At 44.2% G+C, this 23120-nt stretch carries 25 protein-coding genes and 1 pseudogene; 15 read left to right on the forward strand and 11 right to left on the reverse strand.

What is annotated here, in order from left to right; all coding sequences use genetic code 11:
* Nucleotides 1-53: 53 nt before the first annotated feature.
* The 9 genes and pseudogenes from DWX68_RS00230 to DWX68_RS00275 all read left to right on the forward strand — a co-directional run bounded on the left by DWX68_RS00230 (nucleotide 54) and on the right by DWX68_RS00275 (nucleotide 9593).
* On the forward strand, nucleotides 54-1487 hold the full coding sequence (locus tag DWX68_RS00230; protein WP_118628341.1) for a phospholipase D family protein: 1434 nt from the start codon (nucleotides 54-56) through the stop codon (nucleotides 1485-1487).
* 18 nt (nucleotides 1488-1505) lie between these two features.
* Nucleotides 1506-2177 carry a response regulator transcription factor gene (locus DWX68_RS00235; RefSeq protein ID WP_107000933.1) on the forward strand — a complete coding sequence of 224 codons (672 nt, stop codon included), beginning with the start codon at nucleotides 1506-1508 and terminating at the stop codon, nucleotides 2175-2177.
* Nucleotides 2177-3220 carry a HAMP domain-containing sensor histidine kinase gene (locus DWX68_RS00240; RefSeq protein WP_118628342.1) on the forward strand — a complete coding sequence of 348 codons (1044 nt, stop codon included), beginning with the start codon at nucleotides 2177-2179 and terminating at the stop codon, nucleotides 3218-3220. Before DWX68_RS00235 ends, DWX68_RS00240 begins: the two co-directional genes overlap by 1 nt.
* Nucleotides 3221-3251: 31 nt before the next feature.
* A pseudogene (locus DWX68_RS00245) lies at nucleotides 3252-4314 on the forward strand (FUSC family protein).
* Between the two features lie 120 nt (nucleotides 4315-4434).
* A complete protein-coding gene (locus DWX68_RS00250) occupies nucleotides 4435-4650 on the forward strand; it encodes a calreticulin (RefSeq protein ID WP_243027415.1) in 216 nt (71 codons plus the stop codon).
* A 140-nt stretch (nucleotides 4651-4790) separates the two neighbouring features.
* Nucleotides 4791-6023, forward strand: a complete 1233-nt coding sequence (locus DWX68_RS00255; protein WP_118628344.1) for an ATP-binding protein — start codon at nucleotides 4791-4793, stop codon at nucleotides 6021-6023.
* A 281-nt stretch (nucleotides 6024-6304) separates the two neighbouring features.
* Nucleotides 6305-7945, forward strand: a complete 1641-nt coding sequence (hcp, locus tag DWX68_RS00265) for a hydroxylamine reductase (protein ID WP_118628345.1) — start codon at nucleotides 6305-6307, stop codon at nucleotides 7943-7945.
* A gap of 308 nt (nucleotides 7946-8253) precedes the next feature.
* The gene (locus DWX68_RS00270; protein ID WP_118628346.1) at nucleotides 8254-8739 is read left to right on the forward strand and encodes a YbaK/EbsC family protein; all 486 of its coding nucleotides are present in this window, start codon (nucleotides 8254-8256) and stop codon (nucleotides 8737-8739) included.
* Nucleotides 8740-8765: 26 nt separating this feature from the next.
* Nucleotides 8766-9593, forward strand: coding sequence for a Tim44-like domain-containing protein (locus tag DWX68_RS00275; RefSeq protein WP_118628347.1), 828 nt, complete (start codon nucleotides 8766-8768; stop codon nucleotides 9591-9593).
* Between the two features lie 89 nt (nucleotides 9594-9682).
* Here DWX68_RS00275 and DWX68_RS00280 read toward each other — a convergent pair whose 3' ends face one another.
* From DWX68_RS00280 to DWX68_RS00325, 10 genes are all read right to left on the reverse strand, one after another.
* Nucleotides 9683-9865 (reverse strand): hypothetical protein, encoded by a 183-nt coding sequence (locus DWX68_RS00280; protein WP_118628348.1) that lies wholly within the window; start codon nucleotides 9863-9865, stop codon nucleotides 9683-9685.
* Nucleotides 9862-10308: an XRE family transcriptional regulator gene (locus DWX68_RS00285; RefSeq protein WP_118628349.1), complete on the reverse strand. Its 447-nt coding sequence runs from the start codon at nucleotides 10306-10308 to the stop codon at nucleotides 9862-9864. Before DWX68_RS00285 ends, DWX68_RS00280 begins: the two co-directional genes overlap by 4 nt.
* 69 nt (nucleotides 10309-10377) lie before the next feature.
* Nucleotides 10378-12000 carry a recombinase family protein gene (locus tag DWX68_RS00290; RefSeq protein WP_118047484.1) on the reverse strand — a complete coding sequence of 541 codons (1623 nt, stop codon included), beginning with the start codon at nucleotides 11998-12000 and terminating at the stop codon, nucleotides 10378-10380.
* 107 nt (nucleotides 12001-12107) lie between these two features.
* Nucleotides 12108-12293, reverse strand: a complete 186-nt coding sequence (locus tag DWX68_RS00295; RefSeq protein WP_015540918.1) for a hypothetical protein — start codon at nucleotides 12291-12293, stop codon at nucleotides 12108-12110.
* A 270-nt stretch (nucleotides 12294-12563) separates the two neighbouring features.
* On the reverse strand, nucleotides 12564-13904 hold the full coding sequence (locus tag DWX68_RS00300) for a virulence-associated E family protein (RefSeq protein ID WP_118628350.1): 1341 nt from the start codon (nucleotides 13902-13904) through the stop codon (nucleotides 12564-12566).
* Nucleotides 13789-14529 carry a CHC2 zinc finger domain-containing protein gene (locus tag DWX68_RS00305; protein WP_097779939.1) on the reverse strand — a complete coding sequence of 247 codons (741 nt, stop codon included), beginning with the start codon at nucleotides 14527-14529 and terminating at the stop codon, nucleotides 13789-13791. Before DWX68_RS00305 ends, DWX68_RS00300 begins: the two co-directional genes overlap by 116 nt.
* A gap of 47 nt (nucleotides 14530-14576) precedes the next feature.
* On the reverse strand, nucleotides 14577-16049 hold the full coding sequence (gene mobQ / locus DWX68_RS00310) for a MobQ family relaxase (RefSeq protein ID WP_118628351.1): 1473 nt from the start codon (nucleotides 16047-16049) through the stop codon (nucleotides 14577-14579).
* A 2-nt stretch (nucleotides 16050-16051) separates the two neighbouring features.
* A complete protein-coding gene (locus DWX68_RS00315; protein WP_019162597.1) occupies nucleotides 16052-16369 on the reverse strand; it encodes a DUF3847 domain-containing protein in 318 nt (105 codons plus the stop codon).
* A 284-nt stretch (nucleotides 16370-16653) separates the two neighbouring features.
* On the reverse strand, nucleotides 16654-16857 hold the full coding sequence (locus DWX68_RS00320; RefSeq protein ID WP_004614949.1) for a hypothetical protein: 204 nt from the start codon (nucleotides 16855-16857) through the stop codon (nucleotides 16654-16656).
* A 145-nt stretch (nucleotides 16858-17002) separates the two neighbouring features.
* Entirely contained in the window at nucleotides 17003-17227 is a 225-nt protein-coding gene (locus tag DWX68_RS00325; RefSeq protein WP_005362423.1) for a helix-turn-helix domain-containing protein, read from the reverse strand.
* 302 nt (nucleotides 17228-17529) lie between these two features.
* On the opposite strand from DWX68_RS00325, the gene DWX68_RS00330 reads away from it, so the two are divergent.
* The 6 genes from DWX68_RS00330 to DWX68_RS14985 all read left to right on the forward strand — a co-directional run bounded on the left by DWX68_RS00330 (nucleotide 17530) and on the right by DWX68_RS14985 (nucleotide 22647).
* Nucleotides 17530-18570, forward strand: coding sequence for a DUF6076 domain-containing protein (locus DWX68_RS00330; protein WP_118628352.1), 1041 nt, complete (start codon nucleotides 17530-17532; stop codon nucleotides 18568-18570).
* Nucleotides 18571-18691: 121 nt separating this feature from the next.
* On the forward strand, nucleotides 18692-19393 hold the full coding sequence (locus DWX68_RS00335) for an ABC transporter ATP-binding protein (RefSeq protein WP_118628353.1): 702 nt from the start codon (nucleotides 18692-18694) through the stop codon (nucleotides 19391-19393).
* Nucleotides 19386-20090, forward strand: coding sequence for a hypothetical protein (locus DWX68_RS00340; protein ID WP_118628354.1), 705 nt, complete (start codon nucleotides 19386-19388; stop codon nucleotides 20088-20090). Before DWX68_RS00335 ends, DWX68_RS00340 begins: the two co-directional genes overlap by 8 nt.
* Nucleotides 20081-20728 carry a hypothetical protein gene (locus DWX68_RS00345; RefSeq protein ID WP_118628355.1) on the forward strand — a complete coding sequence of 216 codons (648 nt, stop codon included), beginning with the start codon at nucleotides 20081-20083 and terminating at the stop codon, nucleotides 20726-20728. Before DWX68_RS00340 ends, DWX68_RS00345 begins: the two co-directional genes overlap by 10 nt.
* A 34-nt stretch (nucleotides 20729-20762) precedes the next feature.
* A complete protein-coding gene (locus DWX68_RS00350; RefSeq protein ID WP_118628356.1) occupies nucleotides 20763-22067 on the forward strand; it encodes a hypothetical protein in 1305 nt (434 codons plus the stop codon).
* A complete protein-coding gene (locus DWX68_RS14985) occupies nucleotides 22048-22647 on the forward strand; it encodes a response regulator transcription factor (protein WP_025580613.1) in 600 nt (199 codons plus the stop codon). Before DWX68_RS00350 ends, DWX68_RS14985 begins: the two co-directional genes overlap by 20 nt.
* Nucleotides 22648-22869: 222 nt before the next feature.
* Here the strand turns inward: DWX68_RS14985 and DWX68_RS00360 are convergent, their stop codons facing one another.
* A complete protein-coding gene (locus tag DWX68_RS00360) occupies nucleotides 22870-23007 on the reverse strand; it encodes a helix-turn-helix transcriptional regulator (RefSeq protein ID WP_118628357.1) in 138 nt (45 codons plus the stop codon).
* Nucleotides 23008-23120 lie beyond the last annotated feature (113 nt).

Below are 23120 nucleotides of genomic sequence, written 5' to 3' on the forward strand. Positions count from 1 at the left end.
GATTGACTTTGTATTGTATAAGTATGAAATAAAAAGGAATCAGGTGCTGTACAATGAAAAAGCATAAAATATGTAAAATTCTTCTTGTTATACTGGCAATTTTTTTATGTGTGGCTTTTTATGAATTGCTCGGAATTTGCGTTGCATATAAAAAGCAGCCGGAAGTGTCCAATACAACCAAAAAAGAAACAAAAAATGGGTCATGGAACGAATGCAGTGAAAATACAGAACGGGCAGTAATCATAGAAAAGAATTCAGAAGCGCTTTTACAAAGAGTGCGTTTGATCAAGAATGCAAAAAAGGAAATTATTCTTTCTACTTTTGCATTTCAATCCGATGAAAGTGGAAAATTGATCTTAGGAGCACTGCATGATGCGGCAGACAGAGGTGTGCATGTTCGTCTGTTAGTAGATGGAATGGAGAGCTGGGTTGATATGGAAGGCAATCCGTATTTCTATGGATTATCTTCCCATGAGAATGTTGAAATTAAACTGTATAATAAGGCCAATCCGTTGAAACCATGGAAGATGATGGGGAGAATGCATGATAAATATTTGATTGCAGATGGTAAGACATATATTCTTGGTGGAAGAAATACATACAATTATTTCCTGGGTGATTTTCCGGGACATAAGAACTATGACAGAGATGTGTTAGTGGTTTGCAATGAACCTGAGAAAGAAAATTCAGTTAACCAGTTGTCAGAGTATTTTGAAACGATATGGGAACAAGAAGACAGTGGTTATTTTCATGACAATAAAAAACTGGCAAATAGAAAATCTGTAAAGAACGCAGTTTTAGAGCTGCAGAACGGCTATCAGAAATATTTTGAAGAGAATAAGGAAAGAATCTGCGATACCGATTACACGGACGAAACTTTTGAGACAGAAAAGATTGCATTAGTGTCAAATCCTATCCACACAGGTCCCAAGGAACCAGTAGTCTGGTATCAACTGGGAGAACTAATGAAAAATGCAAAAGAGCGCGTGAAAATTCATACACCATATATTATCTGCAATGATATGATGTATAATACATGGAAAGAGATTGCGGAGAGAGTTCCGGATTTTTCTATCATGACCAATTCGGTTGCCAACAATGGAAATCCGTTTGGTTCTGCTGATTATGCGAGAAACAGAAACAGAATTTTAAATACAGGAATTGATATCTGGGAGTATGAAGGCGGTTATTCTTACCACGGAAAAAGCATCCTGATCGATGATGATCTATCCGTAATCGGTTCCTTTAACATGGATATGAGAAGCACGTATCTGGATACGGAACTGATGCTTGTAATACGTAGCAAAGAGATTAATAAACAGTTGGAAGAAGGCATGATGGAATATGAAAGAGTGTCCCGACAGGTATTGGAAGATGGAACCTATCGTGATCCGTATCATGTAGAGCCAATTGAATTGACAAAGAAGCGTCAGAGAAACGTACTTTTGGTACAGCATTTGCTTGGATGGGCAAGATATCTGTTCTGATAAAGGAGGAAGAAGATCGTGTTTCAAATATTAATTGTAGAAGATGATAAAGAATTAAGCCAGCTATTCCAAAAAGTGCTTGAGAAGAATGGATATCAGGTCAAAAGTGCATCGGATGGAGCACTGGCATTAGAAATATTGGATAAAGAGTATATTGATCTGATCATTTCCGATATTATGATGCCGGTTATGGATGGTTATGAACTGGTGTCGAAACTCCGTTCAGCAGGATATCAGATACCGGTACTTATGATCACTGCGAAAGGTTCCTTTGATGATATGCGCCAGGGATTTCTTTCGGGAAGTGACGATTATATGGTAAAACCGGTAAATGTGAATGAAATGGTTTTAAGAGTCGGAGCACTGCTTCGCCGTGCACAGATATTGAATGAACACAAAATTGTGATCGGTTCAACAGAGTTTGATTATGATGCAATGACGGTTACAACTGATAAGGAAAGTCTTGTTTTGCCTAAAAAAGAATTCCTGCTTTTATATAAGCTTGCAGCTTCGCCAGGCAGAACATTTACAAAACAACAGTTGATGGATGAAGTATGGGGATACGAGACGGAGGCAGACCCACATACGATAGAGGTACATATAGGAAGAATCAGGGAGCGTTTGAAAGATAACCCGGATTTTGAAATCGTAACAATGCGTGGAATTGGATACAAGGTGGTGAAAAAATAATGGAACAAAAGAAAGAAAAAGGATTGCGGATCCGATCCTGTCTGACTGGTGCAATCTGGCTGGCACTTGTATTTTCAACAGTCATATCTGCGTTATTATTTGCTTTTTTGAATCATTTTTTTAATCTGCCGGGCAGCATACCTGTGCTTGGCTGGCTTTTGATTTTCAATACATTGATTGCAGGGCTGATCACTTCCTTTATCAATGCAAAGTTACTGGAACCAATTACCAGACTCAGTAAAGCAATGAAGGAAGTTTCGCAGGGAGATTTTGAACAGCACTTGGAAACGAACAGCCGTATCGCAGAAGTTGGAGAATCTTATCAAAGTTTTAATGTGATGACAAAAGAGCTTCGTGCAACAGAAGTACTGCAGATGGATTTTGTCTCCAATGTTTCTCATGAGTTTAAGACCCCGATCAATGCCATTGAAGGATATACAATGCTGCTTCAGGGAGAAGAACTGTCTCCGGATCAAGAGGAATATGTAGAAAAAATCTTATTTAACACCCAAAGACTTTCTGGATTGGTTGGTAATATTTTGCTGTTATCCAAGTTAGAGAATCAGAACATACCAATGAAAAAAACAGAATATCGTTTGGATGAACAGATCCGTCAGGCATTTCTTTCATTGGAAACAAAATGGACAGAAAAAGAAATTGGTTTCCAGGTAGAGCTGGAGGAAGTTAAATATACTGGGAATGAAGGACTTTTTATGCATATATGGATGAATCTTTTAGATAATGCGATTAAGTTCAGTCCTGCAAAGGGGACAATTATGATGTTTCTGAAGCAGGAAAAGGATTCTGTAATGTTTATTCTGGAAGATGAAGGACCGGGAATAGAGGATGATGTGAAAACCAGAATATTTGACAAGTTCTATCAGGCAGACGGTTCTCACAAAGCAGAAGGAAATGGCCTAGGTCTTGCACTTGTAAAACGGATTGTAGATAGTGCCGGAGGAGCAATCAAAGCAGAAAACCGTGAATATGGTGGATGCAGATTTGTTGTAGAGCTTCCAATACAGAAAGATGAGGCCATATAAGTTTAAGAAAAACAGATAGAGGAGGAATTACATGACATTTTATCAGGAATTGCAGTTAAATCAGGCAGGTTCTAAAAATCTGTTGAAAAAGAGTGAAACAGTGAAAGAAAAATTATATCATATGTGGGTATATCTGGTGAAGATAGCTGTTACAATGGCATTTTGTTTTTTATTTGTTACTATTTTCAGTATCTTATTTGGAAATGAGAATAGTATTGTGGGTGTAGTAGTTTTATTATGCCTTATGGTATTTCGGAATGCGGATCTGGGGATCCACACCGGACAATCTACGATGCTTTTGGCTTTGTTCTTTGTAATTATGACTGTATGTCCGCATTTAGCAAACCAGCTTTCACCGGTATTGGGAATGCTGTTAAACATTGCTGCACTGGCAGTGCTGATTCTGTTCGGATGTCATAACCCATTCATGTTTAACCAATCCACATTGGTTCTTGGTTATCTGTTATTGTATGGATATGATGTAACAGGAAAAAGTTATCAGATGCGATTAACCGGAATGGCATTAGGTGCAGCACTTACCTGTTTCGTATTTTATCGAAATCATAAAAACAGAACGTATAAAAGAAATTTGAATGATTTGGTACAGGAATTTGATATATCTTCTTCCAGAACAAAGTGGCAGTTATGTCAGATCATATGCGTACCGGCAGTACTCTGCATTGCGGAACTCTGCAATATGCCACGGGCAATGTGGGCTGGAATTGCGGCAATGTCAGCAATCTTACCATTTATGGAGGACATGCAATACAGAGTCCGCAAAAGGATTGTCGGAAATATTGCAGGTGTTATATGTTTTACAGTATTATATTTTCTGCTTCCTTCGTCAATCTATGCATATATAGGAATTCTTGGTGGAATCGGTGTAGGACTTTCTGCAAAATATGGCTGGCAGGCAGTATTTAACACATTTGGTGCTTTGGCCATTGCTACAGAGAGTTATGGGCTAAAAGGAGCAGTTGGTCTTAGAGTGATTCAGAATGTTTTTGGCGTTGTGTTTGCATTAATATTTTGTTCTATGTTTTATTGGCTTATGTCGAAAAAAGGAAACAGTGGTAACCGTAGATGCAGAATAACGTGGGATGGAAAGAAAAAGGGTTAATCCGGAAATGGCAGCTTTGCTGACGAGTCTGGCGAAGAGTATGAAGATGTAAGGGAAAATTTAAGATCTGTTGGCTTTGGGAAGAATCCTAAGGGTGACAGATCTTTTTTTATACCTGCCTATCTTCCTTCATTTTAACACAAAGGTAATCTTCGTATTTAAGAAAGTCCAGGAAAAGAAGAAGGAGCAGGAAGCGGCAAAGCCTGACCCAGATGCTGATTATGTGGACGATGACTATGGGTACGATCCGGAGTTTGAGAACGATGATGCAGATAGCTCCGTCGATGAAGATGATAATGAACCTGTGTAAACAGGATAGGCTTGATGCCTGGGGCAGCCTTTACATAATTTCCACTTTCAAAAAATAAAAAATTTTATGTTTTTGAAAGCGACATCTTGCATATACTATTAGCAGACAGTATAATAAGTACATCGAAGTAGTTTCAAAAAATGAAAAATATTCGACTTTTGAAAGCGGGTGATGATATGAAAACAATTACAAGAGCAAAGTATCTCGACAGAATCATTGAACTGAATGACACTCCTGACATCAAGATCATCACGGGCATTCGTCGCTCCGGTAAGTCCAAGCTGATGCAGGCGTATATTGAGTATCTGAAAAGCCATTTTGAAAACATCAATATTATCTTCATTGACTTCATGGATTTGGCGTATGAGGAAATCAAGGAATACCATGTCTTACACGCCTATGTGGAAGAATATTATCAGGAAGGTAAAACGAACTACCTGTTTGTAGACGAGGTGCAGATGTGCCCCAAGTTTGAGTTGGCAATCAATAGCCTGTACTCTAAGGGAAAATACGACATCTATGTAACAGGCTCCAATGCTTTCCTGTTGAGTGCGGATCTGGCAACTCTGTTTACCGGACGCTATATTGAAATTCATGTGTTTCCTTTCAGCTTCCAGGAATATTGCCAATATTATGATGATGTTAGTGATAAAGATAACCTCTTTGATGATTACGCTATCAAGGGCGGTTTAGCAGGTTCTTACGCTTACAGAACCGAAAAAGACAGAACAAACTATATCAAAGAGGTCTACGAAACGATTGTTACAAGGGATTTGGTGCAGAAATATGCGCTCCCGGACACTTTGGTTTTACAGCGTCTGAGCGAGTTCCTTATGGATAATATCAGCAACCTGACTTCTCCTAATAAGGTCAGTCAGCTGCTGACAGCAAATGAGACTCCGACCAATCATGTAACCGTCGGCAAGTACATTAAGTATTTGTGCAATGCTTTTGTATTTTATGATATTAAGAGATACGATATCCGAGGCAAGAAATACCTTGAAAGCTCTGAAAAGTTCTATTTGTGTGACAGCGGTATTCGATATGCAATACTGGGAAGCAGAAATATGGATTACGGCAGAGTATATGAAAACATCGTTTGCATCGAACTTCTTCGCCGTGGATACGATGTCTATGTCGGCAAGCTCTATCAAAAGGAGATCGACTTTGTTGCTCAGAGAGGCAGCGAGAAGATTTATATTCAGGTCAGTGACAACATTTCCGGGCAGGAAACATTTGAGAGAGAATGCTCTCCTCTGCTTCAGATCCGAGATGCTTATCCGAAAATGATTATTGCCAGAACCAAACATCCAAAATATAGTTATGAAGGAATCGAAATCCATGATATAGCCGATTGGTTGCTACAAGAATAAGCAGGGCGAAATATCTCCGTCATTCTCTTTTGAAATGATGGAGATATTTTTATTATGGCGGAGATTACAGAAAATTGTATCAGGCTGCAAAAATCCTTCCGGAACTTTTAAATCAGATGACAAATAGCACCACGGATGACGCTATTCTTGACGCTGATGGCGCTAATCATGGCGCTGATAATATGGAAGGCAGCTTCGTTATCTATCCCTATCAAGAATATAAATCATGCGAAATGCAGATTATATCTAAGACACGATAGATGCGATAGGAGGAGCGAACAATGGATCAGAAAATGTTTTGTTATCAATGTCAGGAAACGGCCGGATGCAAGGGCTGTACGGTGGTCGGTGTCTGCGGTAAGCAGCCGGATGTGGCGGCAATGCAGGATTTGCTTGTGTGGGTGACGAAGGGTATCAGCGCGGTGACGACACGGCTTCGCGAGGAGGGACGTGCGGTGGCAGATGAGGTCAATCATCTGGTTACCGAAAATCTGTTTACGACGATCACGAATGCCAATTTTGATAAGGCGGCGATTGAAAAAAGAATTGAAAAGACGCTGGAAATGAAGACGGCACTGTGGGAGCAGCTGGAACGTCGGGACAATCTGCCGGAGGCGGCTGGCTGGACAGGTGAGCCGTCTGAATTTATAAAAAAAGCGTCGGAAGCGGGCGTTCTGATCGGGCAGAACGAGGATATTATTTCCCTTCGCAGCTTGATTACGTATGGCTTGAAAGGTTTGTCTGCCTATACCCGGCATGCGAACGTCCTGCTGCAGGAGGACCGGGAGGCGGATGCATTTTTACAGCGGGCGCTTGCGGCGACGCTGGATGATGGTCTGAGTGTGGATGATTTGATTCACCTGACGCTGGAAACTGGCGAATATGGTGTCCGGGGAATGGCGCTTTTGGATCGAGCAAACACCGAGACTTATGGAAATCCGGAGATTACTACGGTTGATATCGGTGTCGGAAGTAATCCGGGCATTCTTGTTTCGGGACATGATCTGCGCGATATGGAAATGCTTCTGGAGCAGACGCAGGGAACCGGCGTCGATGTATATACGCACTCAGAGATGCTTCCGGCGCAGTATTATCCGGCATTTAAGAAATATCCGAATTTTAAGGGTAATTACGGCAATGCATGGTGGCGTCAGAAGGAGGAATTTGAGATGTTCAATGGACCGATCCTGATGACGACGAACTGCATCGTGCCGCCGAAGGATAGCTACAAGGATCGTCTCTACACAACTGGTGCGGCGGGATATCCGGGCTGCACGTATATCAACGGTGGAATCGGAGGAAAGAAGGATTTTTCAGTGATCATCCAGCATGCGAAGCGCTGTGAGCCGCCGACCGGGATTGAGCAGGGGCAGATTGTCGGCGGCTTCGCCCATGCACAGGTGCTGGCGCTGGCAGATAAGGTAGTGGATGCGGTCAAATCGGGAAAAATCCGAAAGTTTGTCGTCATGGCGGGGTGTGATGGGCGTGCTAAGAGCCGCACTTACTACACCGATTTTGCAAAGGCGCTGCCGGAGGACACGGTAATTCTGACGGCTGGCTGTGCGAAATACCGCTACAATAAGCTGAATCTGGGCGATATTGAAGGAATTCCGCGTGTCCTGGATGCGGGGCAGTGCAATGATTCATATTCCCTGGCGGTCATTGCGATGAAGCTGCAGGAGATTTTTGGGCTGGATGACATCAACGACCTGCCGATTATTTACAACATTGCCTGGTATGAGCAGAAGGCGGTCATTGTTCTTCTGGCGCTACTCTCACTCGGTATCAAGAATATCCATCTTGGACCGACGCTTCCGGCATTTTTAAGTCCGAACGTGGTAAATGTATTGGTGGAAAAGTTTGGAATCGCGGGAATTGACAGCGTGGAGAGCGATGTGGAATTATTTTTCGGGGAGAAGTGATAAATACAGGACGGAACTGGATAAGAGGGAATCGAACAAAGTCGGAATTTGGATCTGAAATCTGGAGATAGATTTGCAAAAAATCTGTGTTGGTTTTACAAAAAGCGGTCGGAACGATCTTGAAAATAGGAATTAATGAAATAGGGGGCGGTTCTCTGGCAAATGCAGGGAACCGTCTTTTTTCGTCTATAGAAATATTGATATGGAAAATGAAAGTGTGATATGATGGGAAAGATGAATGAGTTCTAAAATATAAAAGAAATTGATACGGCAGATCAATTGATAGAGGATACGGGAGGAAAACAACCATGTCACTGGAAAAAGCAGAAAGTTACTTAAAGGAAGCCGGATTTTTGGATCATGTTATTGAGTTAAAAGAGTCCACAGCGACGGTTGCGCTGGCAGCGGAGGCATTAGGCGTGGAGCCGGGGATGATTGCGAAAACGATGTCTTTTTTGCAGGGAGAACAGCCGGTATTGATTTTGACAGAAGGTACTGCGAAAGTGGATAACCGGAAATATAAAGATACGTTTCACGTGAAAGCAAAGATGATCCCGTTTGAGCCGGTGGAGGAGGTTACCGGTCATGCGCCGGGTGGGGTCTGCCCGTTTGGTATCAAGGATGGAATTGAAGTGTATCTGGATGAGAGCCTGAAGCGTTTTGAGACGGTTTATCCGGCAGCAGGAGACGACCACAGTGCGGTACGTCTCACGATCCCGGAGTTGGAAGAAGTGTCCGGAGCGAAAGGCTGGGTGGATGTCTGCAGGGAGCCGGAGGATCAGCAGCACGAGTAGGTGTGGGAGATTTTAGGAGAATTCATATGAGAGATGTGAAAGCAACGGGGAGAAGCAGGGGAGAAAATGAAAACGGCGGAATCAGGGTGGGCTCCAGATTGGGAAAGAAAGGTCGCCTGTGCCGGAAAATGTTCGTCCGTCTGCTTTGCCTGACAGCAGCCATGGTGGTTCTTGGATCTTTTACTGCCTTTGCCAGAGCGGGAGGTGCTTCCGGCGGCGGAGGTGGCGGAGGTGGTTCTTCCCATCATCATACAAGCAGCAGCCGGGGACAAGGCGGACGGGCGGGTGCGTTTCAGGCGCTTTTGCTTACGGGAACCTTTGTGATTCTGGGAAGTGCCGGAACTATTACATACCTGCACCGGGCAAAAAAGAAACAGGCGGCAGCCCGTGAAAAATTGAAAGAATTTTCCATCGGAGAAGATCATTGGGATCGGAGTGAGATACAGGAGCGGGTGCGGGAATCATATTACCGGATTCAGGAATGCTGGCGGGATCGTGATCTGGAAAAAGGGCATCCTTACCTGAGCCAGAAGATGCAGCAGGAGTTTCAGACGAAATTTGAGTGGAGCAGGATGCGCCATGAGGTGTTTGTCATGGAAGGGATCCAGCTTCTGGATGCGATTTTGGTGGAAGCGGAGAATGAGGACGGCGACGACCGCGACTATATCTGGTATTTGATCCATGGAAAGATGATCGACTATGTGTATCACGAAGAAACCGGAGAACTTTTGAAGGGATCCCGGAAAATGGAAGATTTCTTCGAATATTGGAGGTTTGTTCTGGAAGATGGAAACTGGGTGCTGGATGAGATCTGCCAGAAGGAAGAAGTGGATAATGGGCGGAAGTTGTGCTGAGATGTGCTTGAGTGCCGGAAGCAGAGCTTCTGAGGAGGTTGTTTGGCAGATATGTTTGAGCCGCCGGAGGAGATACGGAGAAAAGAGTTTCAGGAAAGATAATGAATTTTGAAATTTAAAAATGTTTCACGTGAAACATAAAATGTATCAAATTTTTCGATATGAAAAAGGCCGGACGCGGCAGCTCCTTTTGGGGGAGTGCGTCCGGCTTTTTTATATACAGAAAATGGAAAATCAGGTGCCATATCCGGATGGTTCGGTAAATCAATCATCGCTTACGTGTATCGATGTAAAATAAGCCGTCCTGATTGCAATAGCAAAAGATTTTTTTAACACCGCTCATTTTTAACCGTGCCTCCGGAGCACCTTCCGGATACAGCTTAACCATCTGAAGCCCATAGGAAGACAGGGCAGCGACGAAGGAAATATAATGTTTTTTGGTCATTTCATGTTCGATCCGGATATAATACTCATCCTCAACTTGCTCGATTCGAATTTTATGATTTTCATCCATGCACTCGGCAGGTTCCGGCAGTAACTGTATCCCATGGCAGCTGATGGCGATTTCTCCCATACTATGAACGACATTGCCGCATACAGGGCAGACATAAAAGTTGGAGCGCAGCATATTGGCGGATACGTTCAGATTTGAAATCGCATTGCCGGAGAGCAGCTCCATAATGGAGACGCCAAATACGGATGCGATTGGTTCCAATAATGAGATATCCGGATATCCCTTGCCCGTTTCCCTTAATTAAAGATATTATTGGGTAAAAAAGAAAGGTCAGTCGATTTTGCCGATGAAGCGGTAGTAGATTTCTACTTCCTGCTCACGGCTTCCGTCCTCGCCCTTGACAGCTTCGTGGACGGTTATTTTTTCAATTAGAGTGTTCAGAAGTTCGGCGGTCAGCTCCACAGGGTTGACATACTGTTTCATTAGGGCAATCCACTTTTCAGCATCCGCTGCGGTCTGTACGGCGGCTTCCATCGTTTCGTGAAGCTGTCTTATTTTTGTTTCAAGCTCCTTTTGCTCGTTCTGGTACTTCTCGGACAGCATATTGAAGTTATACTCGGTTATGCGTCCGGCAGACCAGTCCTCATACATTTTAGCAAACAGCCCGTCAACCTCGGCTTTACGCTTCTCTGCCTTTTTCAGCTCCGCAGCCTGCTTTTTCTTTGCAGAGTTTCTTTCCCTGTCGCTGGCATTGAGCAGGCGTTTCAGTAGCTTGTCCTCGTCTTTCTGTGCCAGCATAGACCAGTATTGCAGTCTTGCAAGTACATAGGCATACAGTACATCATAGCGGATATAGTGCATGGAACACTGGCGTAATCCCTGTCCGTTTTTGCTGCAATGGTAGTACCCGTATGGGTTTTTGTTCTGCTTGTTTTCCCCATAGGCTAAAGACCATCCGCAGTCTGCACATTTTATCAATCCTGCGAAAATCTGTGTCGTACCGTTTCTGCGTTTCCTGCGTCTGCTTGCAATCAGCTCCTGAACTTTTTGGAACACTTCTTCGGAAATGATGGCTTCGTGGGTATTTTCCACACGATACCATTCTTCCTGCGGCTTCCGCACCTTTTTCTTGTTCTTGAATGAAATGTTGCTCTGCTTGTTGTGAACGCTGTGACCGATGTAGGTTTCCTCTTTCAAAATGCTCTTGACCTGTGCAATCGTCCACGCATAGGCTTTTTCTGCGGGCGCACCGGCGTAGATATTAGCGAAAGTCCCGTATCTTTCATAGTTCAGCCAGCCGGGGGTAGGTACTTTTTCTTCCACCAGAATCCGTGTAATGCTGGCGGCACCCCTCCCGTGTACTGCAAGGTCAAAAATCTTCTCTACAATCCAGCGTGTTTCCGGGTCGATCAGAAGATGACCTTTTTTGTCCGGGTCTTTTACATACCCCAGCGGTGCATAGGCTCCATAGTGTGCGCCATTGGCAAATCTTGTGCGCATGGCAGCCTTGACCTTTTTGCTGGTCTGTCGGGCGTGCATTTCATTCAGGATGTTTAAGAATGGGGCAAGCTCGCTTTCTCCGTTGATGGTGTCCACATTGTCATTGATGGCAATGTAGCGTACTCCCTTGCTGGGGAAATAGATTTCCGTGTACTGACCGGTCAGGATATAGTTTCTTCCCAGACGGGATAAGTCCTTTGTGACAACGCAGTTGATTTTCCCGTCCTCGATGTCATCAATCATCCTTTGGAAACTTGGACGCTCGAAATTTGTCCCGCTCCATCCGTCGTCAATGTACTCGTCTACAACAGTCAGCCCATGCTCTGCGGCATACTGCCTAAGCATCATGCGCTGGGTCTGGATACTGCCGCTTTCCCCCTGTAATTCATCGTCACGGCTCAATCTCAAATATAGTGCAGTGTTATAAATCGTTGTATTGTATGGTTGTTTCACGGTTAAAAATCCTCCTTCTAAAAGAAACAACCCACGCTTATACAATACTCGCTGGTACAAGTATATCATAAGCGTGGGCTGATTGACAGTCGTTATTCCGTATTTTTTCAGGAAGCGGCGGCAGCGTGCTGGATCACATCTTCCAGTAGGCTGTCAAGCGGCTTCCCATCCTGTGCGAAATGCTCCGATACCTTGATACGGACTTTCCCCATGACAAAATACTGGGTGCCGTCTTTTTCGGTAAGCAGGGTGCCGCTGTTTTCGTTGTTGCTCTCGTTTTTGTTTTTTGCCATAGGCAGTTACCTCCATAAATGAAATATGCCCGACAAGGGAATGTCAGGCAGGTGTACAGCCGCAGACTGTCTCCGTGTCAACCAAACCGTGTCAACCGGCAGAAAAGACTTTGAAAACAATCCATAGGCGCTCTATTATTACTTTTTACTTTTTCTTTGATTTCTTGGTTGACATGGTTGACAAAGGAGAGAAATGCCCCAAATATCAGGCTTTTCTCCGTCAACTGGCTGTCAACCAAAGCGTCAACCAAACTGTCAACCGGTGGCTTTTCAGAATGGCAGTTCCATTTGCCGGGCTTCTTCTTCCGTGATTTCCTGAAAACCGTCCCCCTCCGGCGGGTCTTGGTTGACACGCTCCCAGCCTTTTTGAGAACCGTATTTCTTATACCGCTTCGGGCTTTTGTAAGCTGCCCAGCCCTGTATGATGCCGCCCGCAATGCCGGTATTCATAATCTCGCAGATTGCCCGTGTCTCCCAGTCTGCCGGGGAATTTAAGTTCCCCAGCGCTTCCTCATAAAGCTGCTTGGAGCATACCCTGTCACCGGTGTAGTCCTCCAAATAGGCGTAGATCATGCCAGCCTGTGTGTCCTCCTGCATGAAGTCCTGCTGATGGGCGTTCAGGTATCGGTTCATTTCTATGCTGAATGACAGCTTATACTTCCCACTGCGGTAAACCGTCATGGCTTCCGCCCACATCTGTTCGATATACGCCCTCGCCGCCGCTTCATCGTCCAGTATGTGAACCTCCGCCCGTTCCGGGTACACCGTCACGGGGAGAAAGCGCCGGTTGCCGGTGCGGTCACGGGGCAAAAAGTCCTGCCGGTTGGTCGTCCCTCCAAATACACATTGCCGCAGCCGGTCTGCCGGATGTGTCTCATACGGCACTTTGTATGTTTCTTTCTGGCGGCTTAAGAATGACTTGATTTCCTCAATACTCTTGGCGTTGGCTGTGGCGATCATCTCCGACATCTCGATAATCCAATGCCCTTGAAGCTTGCGGTACACATTTTCATCGTCCAGCTTCTTCAAATCGTCTGAAAACCATTCGTCCCTGCCTGCCAGCAGCCGGAAAAAGGTAGATTTCCCGGCTCCCTGACCACCAACCAGACAGAGCATGACCTCAAACTTGCTCCCCGGTCTGAATACCCGCCGGATGGCTCCCATCAGGAACAGTTTCAAGGCTTCATAAGTGTATTCGTCCGTATCGGCTCCCAGAAAGTGATGCAGGGCGTAACGGATGCGCTCTGTGCCGTCCCATTGCAGGTTGTTCAGGTAATCCCTGACCGGATGGTAGCGGTTTTCATTGGCAACAATCTTGATGGCGCTCTGCACCTTTTTCTCGCTGGTAAGCCCGTAGTTTTCTTCCAGATACAAAAGCAGGTAGTTCATGTCCATGTCGGTCAGAGTGGTACTGGTGCGCTCCCAGCCCAACGGCTTCACAATGTCAATCTGCTCCGTCAAAAGGTTCAGGCGCAGCGCCCCACGAAACAGCGGGTCACGCTGGAACACCGTCAGGCAGTTTCGGATGCTGTTCTTCACGCCGCCTTTCTGCGTCCCCTCTAACGTCTCCCGGATTTCTGCCGGTGTCTGCGCTGGCTCTATTGTATCCATCGTCCTTTTGACCGCTTCCTGCGTTTCCGGCGGCAAGCTCTGAAATTCGCTGTTCAAGCCGCAGCACCTCCTTTCCCTGTGCGGCGATCAATGCCGCTTTTTCTTCTATTTCTCCGTATAACAAAATATCCAAAAGGTATTCTGTGTAGCTTATCCTCTGCAACGCTTCCACAAAAAGAGGATGCCAGATGGCATCCTGCGGCTGTGGGGCGTATGCTGTTTTCCAATGCTCCAGCAGGCGCAGATAATCGCATAGCACCCGGAAACAATACCGTTCCGTTTCCTGAAATCTCTGCTCCGCTGATTTTTGTCGGGGCTGTGACCTGTTGTTACGCTTCCTATCTGGTGGCGCATTGCCGGATTTCTCATAGGAAACGCCGAAGTCCTCCGCAAGCCTGACCGCAGCTTCCCGCTTCCCCAATCCATGCAGCAAAGCGGCAAAGTCGATCACATCCCCGGAAGCCCTGCAGCCGAAGCAATAAAAGCGGCTGTCCACTTTCATGCTGGGCGTGCGGTCATTGTGGAATGGACAGCAGACCATGCCGTTTCTCCCCACCCGGATTCCATAGAATGAAGCAGCCTGCCGGGTGGTAACAGACTGTTTCACCGCTTCAAATACATTCAAATGCTCCCTCCATAAAAATACCGATAGCGGTAAAGCTGCCGATTATATCATAGCTCCATCTCATGTTTCTTTCTCTGTACTTCCTGTGGCTGCTCCCTCCGGCGCAGTGCGGTATCTACGACGTTCTGCACCTGCCGCAGCCGTATGACTTCCTCCCGGAGTGGCTTGTGCTGCGGAGACAGTTCGGCATACTCTGTTTTTAACTGTGCATATTCCTGTTTCCATGCTTTCAGGGCAATAGGTTTTCCGTCCAGTTTTTCTTTCAGAATACGGCGGGCGGCATAAAACAGCCGTAACTCCGCATCGTGGGATGTTTCAAATTTCTCCCTCTGTTTCTTAAACTTGATATTGTTCAATTCCGTATGGACAGGTTTTAGCCGCTGGTAATTCTCGCCCTCCCGTATCAATTCCTGCAATTCCTTTATCCGGGCAGATTTCTTTTTCATGGATCCGCTTAATGCTTCAAATTCTTCACTGACAGAGGAAAGACGCTCCTGCAAATCCTCTAATGTGAGCAGCTTGTTTTCCGTCAGATAATTGACGGCTTCGGCAAACTGCTTTAAGTTTCCGGTTCTGGCTTTATTGCTCCATGCCCCTGCGTTGCGCTGGTTGTAATAAGCGATCAGCAGGTCGGCAAGGTTCGGTGTCTGTGGTTTGGAAAGTTCTTCTTTTACCTCTGCCATCCAGACAAACAGGGCTTTGATCTTCTTCCTCACATCCTGCATGAGCCGGTTGGTGGCTTTAATCCAGCGGTTCAGTTCCCCTTTCTCGGTGCGGATGCCCTTTGCTTCCATCTGCCGGACATTAGCTCCCTCGTGGACAGTAGGTATCAGGTCAAGCCCCTGCCGCACATAGGAACGGTGGTCGATACGTACATCCAGTCCTTTTTCCTCAAATTTTGTATTAACGGCAGCCGCCCACTGCTCCCGCCAGTGTTCCAGTGTTTCCGGCTCGTGCCAGTCTGTTGTGTGGACAGCATTAAACATATAATCGCCATTTTTATCCCGGATTCGGTTTCCATCTTCATCAAGAAGATATTCCCGCCGCTGTTTTTGTCCCCATGTGCCATCCGGGTTCAAAGGGCGCATTGTTGTCATCACATGGAAATGCGGGTTTGGGATACCGCCGTCCTCTTTCTCCGGACTGTGAAAAGCAAGATCGGCAATCATGCCTTTTGCCACAAACTGCTCCTGCACGAACTTCCTCGCCAGCTCCATGTTTTCTTCCAGCGTCAATTCATTCTGCATGGCAATATCAAATGAATAGGCAAGCTGTGCTTTTGGATGTTTCTCGCAGTTCTCCACAGCATTCCAGAGGGTCGCCCGGTCAAGATATATTTCCGGCGCATGGGGCGGCAGCATGATTTCCGAAGCGATCACGCCGCCCTTTTTGGTGTAGTCGCTGACTTCTCCATAGTAGCTGCTGTAAAGACGCTCCCCGGCTCGGTAGGCTGCGCTGGCAATGGCGCTCTGACCGGCGCTGCGCTTTATCTGTGCGATTGAAAAATGATAAAGTGCTATCCTTAGTCACCGCCTTTCTCCTGCCCGGAAATACGGGCGTGGTTTTCTGCGGCAGACCGGATGAAAGGCTCCGCCTGCGGCAGATTCAAAATGCTTTCCATGAGGGAATAAAATTCCGTTTCGGTCAGCTCCTTTGTCTGTGGCACAATGCTCTCAACGGCTGCCCCACGGGTAATCAGCCGGTGCGTCCTCTGTTTCCGGGAACCGCTTTCCAGATACGCCTGCCGGTTTTTCAAACGCTGCATTTTCCGTTTTTCCCGTTCCAGCAGGACAGTGGTTTTTTCATATTCCTGCTTTAACTGTTCCAAAGATTTTTCCATGTTCTCACATCCTTTGCTTATAAGATAAAGAAAGACCATCCGCAGACAGTCTGTGTCAGTGCTTCTATAAAACCCGATGAAAAGGGAAAACCACAGAGCGGATTTCCCTTTTCGGCGGGTACACAGGGGATAGCCGCTTTAGCGGCGCAAGGGGGTGTAGCCACCTTGTCGGAGCGAAGCGAACGCAGACCTCGGATTGCTGATTTTATCAGCGGCAGAGGTAAGCTCCGCAGGACGCACGATACATGGTCTTTAGACTATGTATAGAAGTGCGCCCTTAGTTCCTAAGGGATTTTGCCGTTTCCGGCAGTCTTGTCCTTTTTCTTGGAACGCTTGGAAAGATACTTCGGGCAGTCAACCACAACCGCCCGGAAGCTCTGTTTACATTCGTGCTGGCATTTCCGGCACAGTTCGTTGTAAGTGATACGGCTGCGGTCATTTAAGAAGAAAGACCATTCCAGCCGTCGCTTGTTGCTCATTCTTGCCATAACCGGCTCCTTTCTCCGTTTCTATCTGATGTACGCAGATAGGCTGTTTTGGTGTAGCGTCTCGGTATCATTTTTAAGGTTTTTCCCTCTGTATGCCCCTTTGGAAAGTGCGGCAGTATTGCAGTCAGGGAATGATACCTCACGCTTATTTGTCACTTCCCGGTACGGTTTCGGAGCCTTTTGCCATCCATTCAAAGAAAGCAATCTTGCTGACCTTGATAAGCCTGCCCCTGCGGAACGCCGGAAAGCCGGGGGTGTGTACCAGCTCATAGGCGCTCGCTCTTGAAATTCCCATAATCCGCTGGATGTCCGCCACATCCAGAACCAGCGGTAAATCCTCGTAGCTGTTCAATCTCTTTTTATCGTTCATTCTGTTCCTCCCATAAATCAAATAGGTTAAAATGCTTCCTGTTGCCGTTCTCCCCAAAATCCGTTTTCCTGCCCCATTCCTGCGGTGTTTCCCTGCATTGGTGCGCCGGATGCGTCACTTCTCCTGCCGGTCATATCCTTTTTGGACGGTCATTCACTTGTCAAAGTACTGTTTGGTACGAAATTACCAACTGCAATCATCATAGCGGACTATCCTTGACAAAACAATGCTTCTGCGATACCATGAGTGTAACAGATATAACCGAATTATATAATTACCATAAGCAAAGGCAGGGGATAGGGATGGAGAATCAGTTTATACGGCATGAGCCATGTTTTGAGAGGATTTTGTTTGTCCTGACGCTGGACAGGAAGAAAATGAAAGAGCGGATTTTGATTGGGGAAGAACAGCAGATCCGCTTCCGGCTGAACGGGAGCCAAAACGCAGAGGTGCTTTGTGATATGACACGCCCACTGGGAACTTTTTTGATAAACTTTGAGCATGACACGGACAGAGATTGGAACTTATATGGGCTTTCTCCACTGCGGCAAGCCCTCCACTCCAACCGATGGAAACAGCCGGAGCTGGAGCAGGCGGCAAGCGAATTTCTCTGGGGAAAATATCTTAGCAATGACCCTCTGAAAATGTATGTAGCGTTCCGTATCTGGAACAGCTATCTGCTTGCCAGAGAACCCCGTGACCGTAACGCTGCCTGTGACCGCTTCATGGATAAAATGAGCAGCCTGACCGGGGTATTCCATAACGAAGCCATGAGCTTTGACAGGGAGACAGGAAAACCGAAACATTTTCAAGCTGGCAGCCTTTATTTCAAAGGCGCACCGTCAGAAGATACCCGGCTTGACCTCTGGTTCCCGGACAACCGGCGCACAGAAGAATGTGTGTCTGCCTATGCGTCCCTCTACCCGTTGATTACCTATTATCTGAACAGGCTGAATGACTGGGGGCTTTGCTTCCGACAGTGCAAGGTCTGTGGGAAATATTTTCTGGCAAAGAGCCAGCGGTATGAGCTGTGCAGCGATAAGTGCCGCAAAGCACAGGCGCTTCAAAACAAGCGGGAATTTGACGAGAGGGCAAGAGAAAATAACTATGACCTGCTTTATAAAAATGAATGCCAGAACTGGCGCAACAAAATAAACCGGGTAAAAAATACCGCAGGCTTTCCGGCTGACCGTCTGGAAAAAATACAGGCTGCCTTTGCCGACTTTAAGAAAGAAGCATTACAGAGAAAAAAGGCTGTAAAAACAGGAACAGCCAGCCCGAAAGAATTTACGGACTGGCTGTATCAGCAGAGTAATGTAATTGTGAGGCTGACTGAATACTAAATTTTTTTCTCGTTGTGAGGTTTCTGTGACATTTGCCTGATGGCAGTATCGAAATTGCAGTAATTACTCATGCAAAATGCTTCTTCGTTTTATACACTATACCTATATGGTGGAGCACCAAATGAAAGGAGCAAAAAATATGTCTGAGATTCAAAATGCGATTGAAGTAAAGAACTTAAAAAAAGGTTTTGGTGGCAGAGTTTTGTTTGAGAATTTTAGCCTGAATGTAAAAGCAAATACAATCCATGCGATTATTGGTCCGAACGGTTCTGGAAAGACAACACTGCTACGCTTGATTACAGGGGTATACCAGCCAAATGCAGGGACAATCAACATTGCAGGGAAATATGCAATGCAGCTTGAAAATGACTATCTGTATGAAGAACAGACTGGTCTTGAAAATTTGAAAATTTTTGGGAAATACTTTGGATTTGAAATAAATGATCGTTCAGACGGCTATTGTACGCAATTAGGATTGACCGAGCATTTAGGAAAGCGTGTTAGCACTTATTCTAAAGGAATGAAAAGAAAACTGTCCCTTTTGATTGTGATTATGATGGGACGGGATATTCTGCTCATGGATGAACCAACATCGGGTGTAGACCCCATATCCAGAGTAGAAATCCGTAGTTTGATAGGGGCTCTAAAAGCTGACGGAAAAACGGTTATTATCACTTCACATGACCTTAGCGAGATTGAAAAGTGCGCTGATGATGTATCTATGATTAAAAATGGTAGATTGCTGTTTGATAAGGGTATTCAAGAAATGCAAGGACAATCATTGGAAGAAATCTTTATTAAGGAGGGCAATCGTCATGAGTAACATGGGAAAAGGCGCAGGCTACTATCTTACCAGAAGTAAAAGCCTCCTAATTGATACTGCGATTGTTGCCATTCTGGCGATTTTTATGAGCTTTGCAATGCAGATGGACGCCTTGCAGTCTAAGGGAGAAGATTATTTAGTCCTAATGCTCTATGCGGTTATTTTTGGTCTTACCTCCCTGCAATCCGGTGCTATGATTGTAGATTTGACAGCAAAGGATAAGTTAAGCCGGAGAATTGAATTTTTTGCAGCTTCTGGAATTGCAGTAAAAGAGATTATAAAACAGTATTCGATACAGATTTTCCGCTTTTCTGGTATTATCCCGTTCTTTGTTTTTATGAGTTGCTATTACTTTACCGACTGGACAATGAGCTTTGGGCGGGTCGTATGCGTTTATCTTAGTATTCTTGTACTTAGTTTTTGTGAGATTGTCGCTTTGAATATCATTGTACTGGATGTGAAACGAGTAAAACTGTTCAAAAATGTTCTGTTCTTTGGTAATTTTGCACTGGTTTATTTGATTGCGATGTCGGCAGAACAGATTACAGAGTTTGTGAATCAACATCATATAGGAATTGACTATTTGATTATTGTGGTTGATGTTGCACTTTGCATGATGTTTGTACTATTAAGTTTCTTTAAGGCTCGACACATGAGCAACGAAACAGTTATCAGGAGGGATGGCGAATGGGTTTGATAACCTCAAACCTTAAAAGGGTATTGAACTGGAATTTTATATTTATGAGCGCGGTAGCAGCTATCTTCGGCATGATCTCTCTGATGAACTTTGGGGATATTTCAGAGAACATTGTATTTGGCGTTGATATAAAGTATTTTATGCTTGATGGATACCTGTGCTTATTTATCTTTTTTGCCGGAGAAATAAGCAAGGATATGTTGCAGCAAGAAAAAATCACAAAGAGAATAGAATGGAAACTTGCTAATGGTATTAAAATCTCAAGTATTGTTAAGGAGAATCTGCTATCACTATGGATTGGAACGCTGATCCTTTTGTTTCCTCTACTTTTGATGATTTCCATTCGCCTGCCAAACCTTATCTTGTTATTAAGCACCTATTTTCTGATCCTTAGCATATTGTATTCGGCATTTATAAATGTTTTGATTCTCTGGATTAGAAATATGAACTGGTTTAAGAGTATTCCTATCTTTGCAACACTGCTTCATATTTTGCTGGTTGTCTTAAAATGTGGGATATTTATGAAAACGAATAATGTGTGGGTGTTGCTACTATTTTCTCCAGTGAGTATAATAGTTTTGACTGCGTGTGGTTTATGTCTGATGACTAAAGAACGGATCGTATCATCATATTACTAACATAATGAATTTTAGCTGAAAGGAGGGGTGTCCTATGCAGGATAAACGCTTCTATCCGTATCTGTTTCTTCATGCGGGTATTGTGACTTTATGGGTTATATTGGATAGAATACATAAAGGAATTGCGAATGACGGAACCATCAACTTATTGTCGATTGCCGTCTTGCTTTGTTATTTCAATCTGCTCTATCTTCATGTAATGACATCACGGCGAAAGGCAACAATATCTGAATGTGGCTGGAACCTGCTTTCTGTTTCCTTTATTGCGGCGCTGATGTATGATGGATTTTCCACCTTATACACGGGTGCATTTCTGGTTTTTGCATTGATTATCGGAATAATGCTGGTAAGAACTGACGCAAGCCGGGGAAAAATGGTTCGCTTGCTATTTGGAATTGCGGCTATCATACTGTCGCTTTTTCATTTTCAAATTCTACCTGCGATAACTATGTTAATTGGAATGTTCGTGGGAATTTTCCTTGATTATAAATATATAAATTTGAAACAGGTTAATATTCTTCCGATTGCCCAGAGGAAAGCAAGATATGTCCTTGTTTTCATGATTCCTTTGCTTACAATCGTACTTTATTGCTTTGATTTGTCCACCCTGCAAGTCAATGTGTTTTTTCAGCTTATAATGCTTTTATTTGAGGCCTTTGCTGTCATTCATCTTGGCGACATGGAAGCTCGTTACAACGAGCTGACAAAGTATTATGAATTAACGAACTATATTGCAAGTGAGAGGGAAGATTTTTCAAGGCTACTTCACAACGATGTGCTTCAAGATATTGGAGGTGCCAAAAATCTTCTGTCGCTTCGCTCACCAGCTATTGATGAAACAAAAAGGATATTATCTGATTTGGAACTGCGAATAAGAAATATGATGAATTTCTATTCGTCTAATATCTTTTCGGGGTATGCTTCATGGGAACATATTGAATATATGCTTGACGCTATTAAGAAGCTGTACCCAAAGAAAAATATATTTATAGATTTTACCATTGACAGCGAAGCAAGGATTGCTTTGAAAAAAGATAACAGTTTGGAACAGACTATGCAGATAATCAAAGAGCTTGTCAACAATGTTTATAAACACGCTGCCGCTACTTTTATCCATTTGGAAATCGCGCTAAATGAAGAAAGTAAACTCGTAATTACCTGTCAAAATGACGGCGCGAAATCGAATGACATTGAAAACATTCTTTCTTCTAAAGGTGGTATGCTGTTCTTAACGGTGTTGATAAATGGGAATGGCGGTAACATTCAGTATTTAGAAAAAGATGGTATTTTAACTGCAACGGCAGTTTTGGGGAGAAAAAATGAAGATATTACTATTTGATGACCACAGGATATTTGGAGAGAGTTTAAGCAAACTTCTGGAAGATTGGGACGCAATCTCAATCTGTCACTATGTAAGTAATGAAACAGAGTTTTGGAATATTCTTTCCGTAGACGAATGGGACATTGTATTATTGGATGTTAACCTAAGAGATCAGTCAAAAAATTCTGGCATTGACCTGATAGAAAAAATATATAACAAAAAACCAAAAACAAAAGTGGCTATGCTATCCTCTTATGATATGCCGGTTTATAGACAGGAGGCACTTAAAAGAGGTGCTGTAAGTTATATTGACAAGTCGGCTTCTGCTGATGAGCTGGTAAAAAAACTTACAGCTATTAGTAAAGGTCACAAATCCACTACGCCCCCTTTATTAGATCCCCTGACAGATCGTGAAGCGGAAATTATTAAGGCGATTGGAACAGGGAAAACAAAGCATGAAATAGCGCAAGAACTGTATATCAGTGAACGGACACTTTACAACCATATCCAAAGCATCTATGATAAGCTGGGGGCTAAAAATGCTATCGAAGCCTATAACAAGGCTATTGCACTTGGATATATCACACCCTTAATATGAGTTTAGGCAATAAGAGGGACAGATATATCAGAACACAAATGACAAGTATGCACATTATGTAAGCAGATAGCAAAAACAAGTATCATTGAACGACTTCATCAAAATAAAGAAAAGCTGGGAGCAAAATTAAGTCTGCTTCCAGCTTTTTTGTATTTGTTATTGTATGTGGTTGACTAAGGAATATTGTTTAAGCGTGAGTTTGTGATATTGGGTATGGTATCTTTAACTATGGGAAACTCCGGTTTCCCACTTGGAAATGGTTTTGTCCGAGACATTCAGCTTTTCAGATAATTCGGCTTGTGTGAGCTGATTTTCTTCGCGCAATTTTTTGATAACAGCTCCTGTAAGATATTGATTCATTGATAATCACCTCCAGAAACTATATTACAGCGTTGTGCCGAAATTATGTACCTACGTAAAGTAGAGGGGGGAAGAAGCGGGAAATATATTATAGCGGGATTTTCGTTTAGGCT

Source organism: Clostridium sp. AF20-7 (genome assembly GCF_003479275.1).
GTDB classification, from domain to species: Bacteria; Bacillota; Clostridia; order Lachnospirales; family Lachnospiraceae; genus Otoolea; species Otoolea fessa.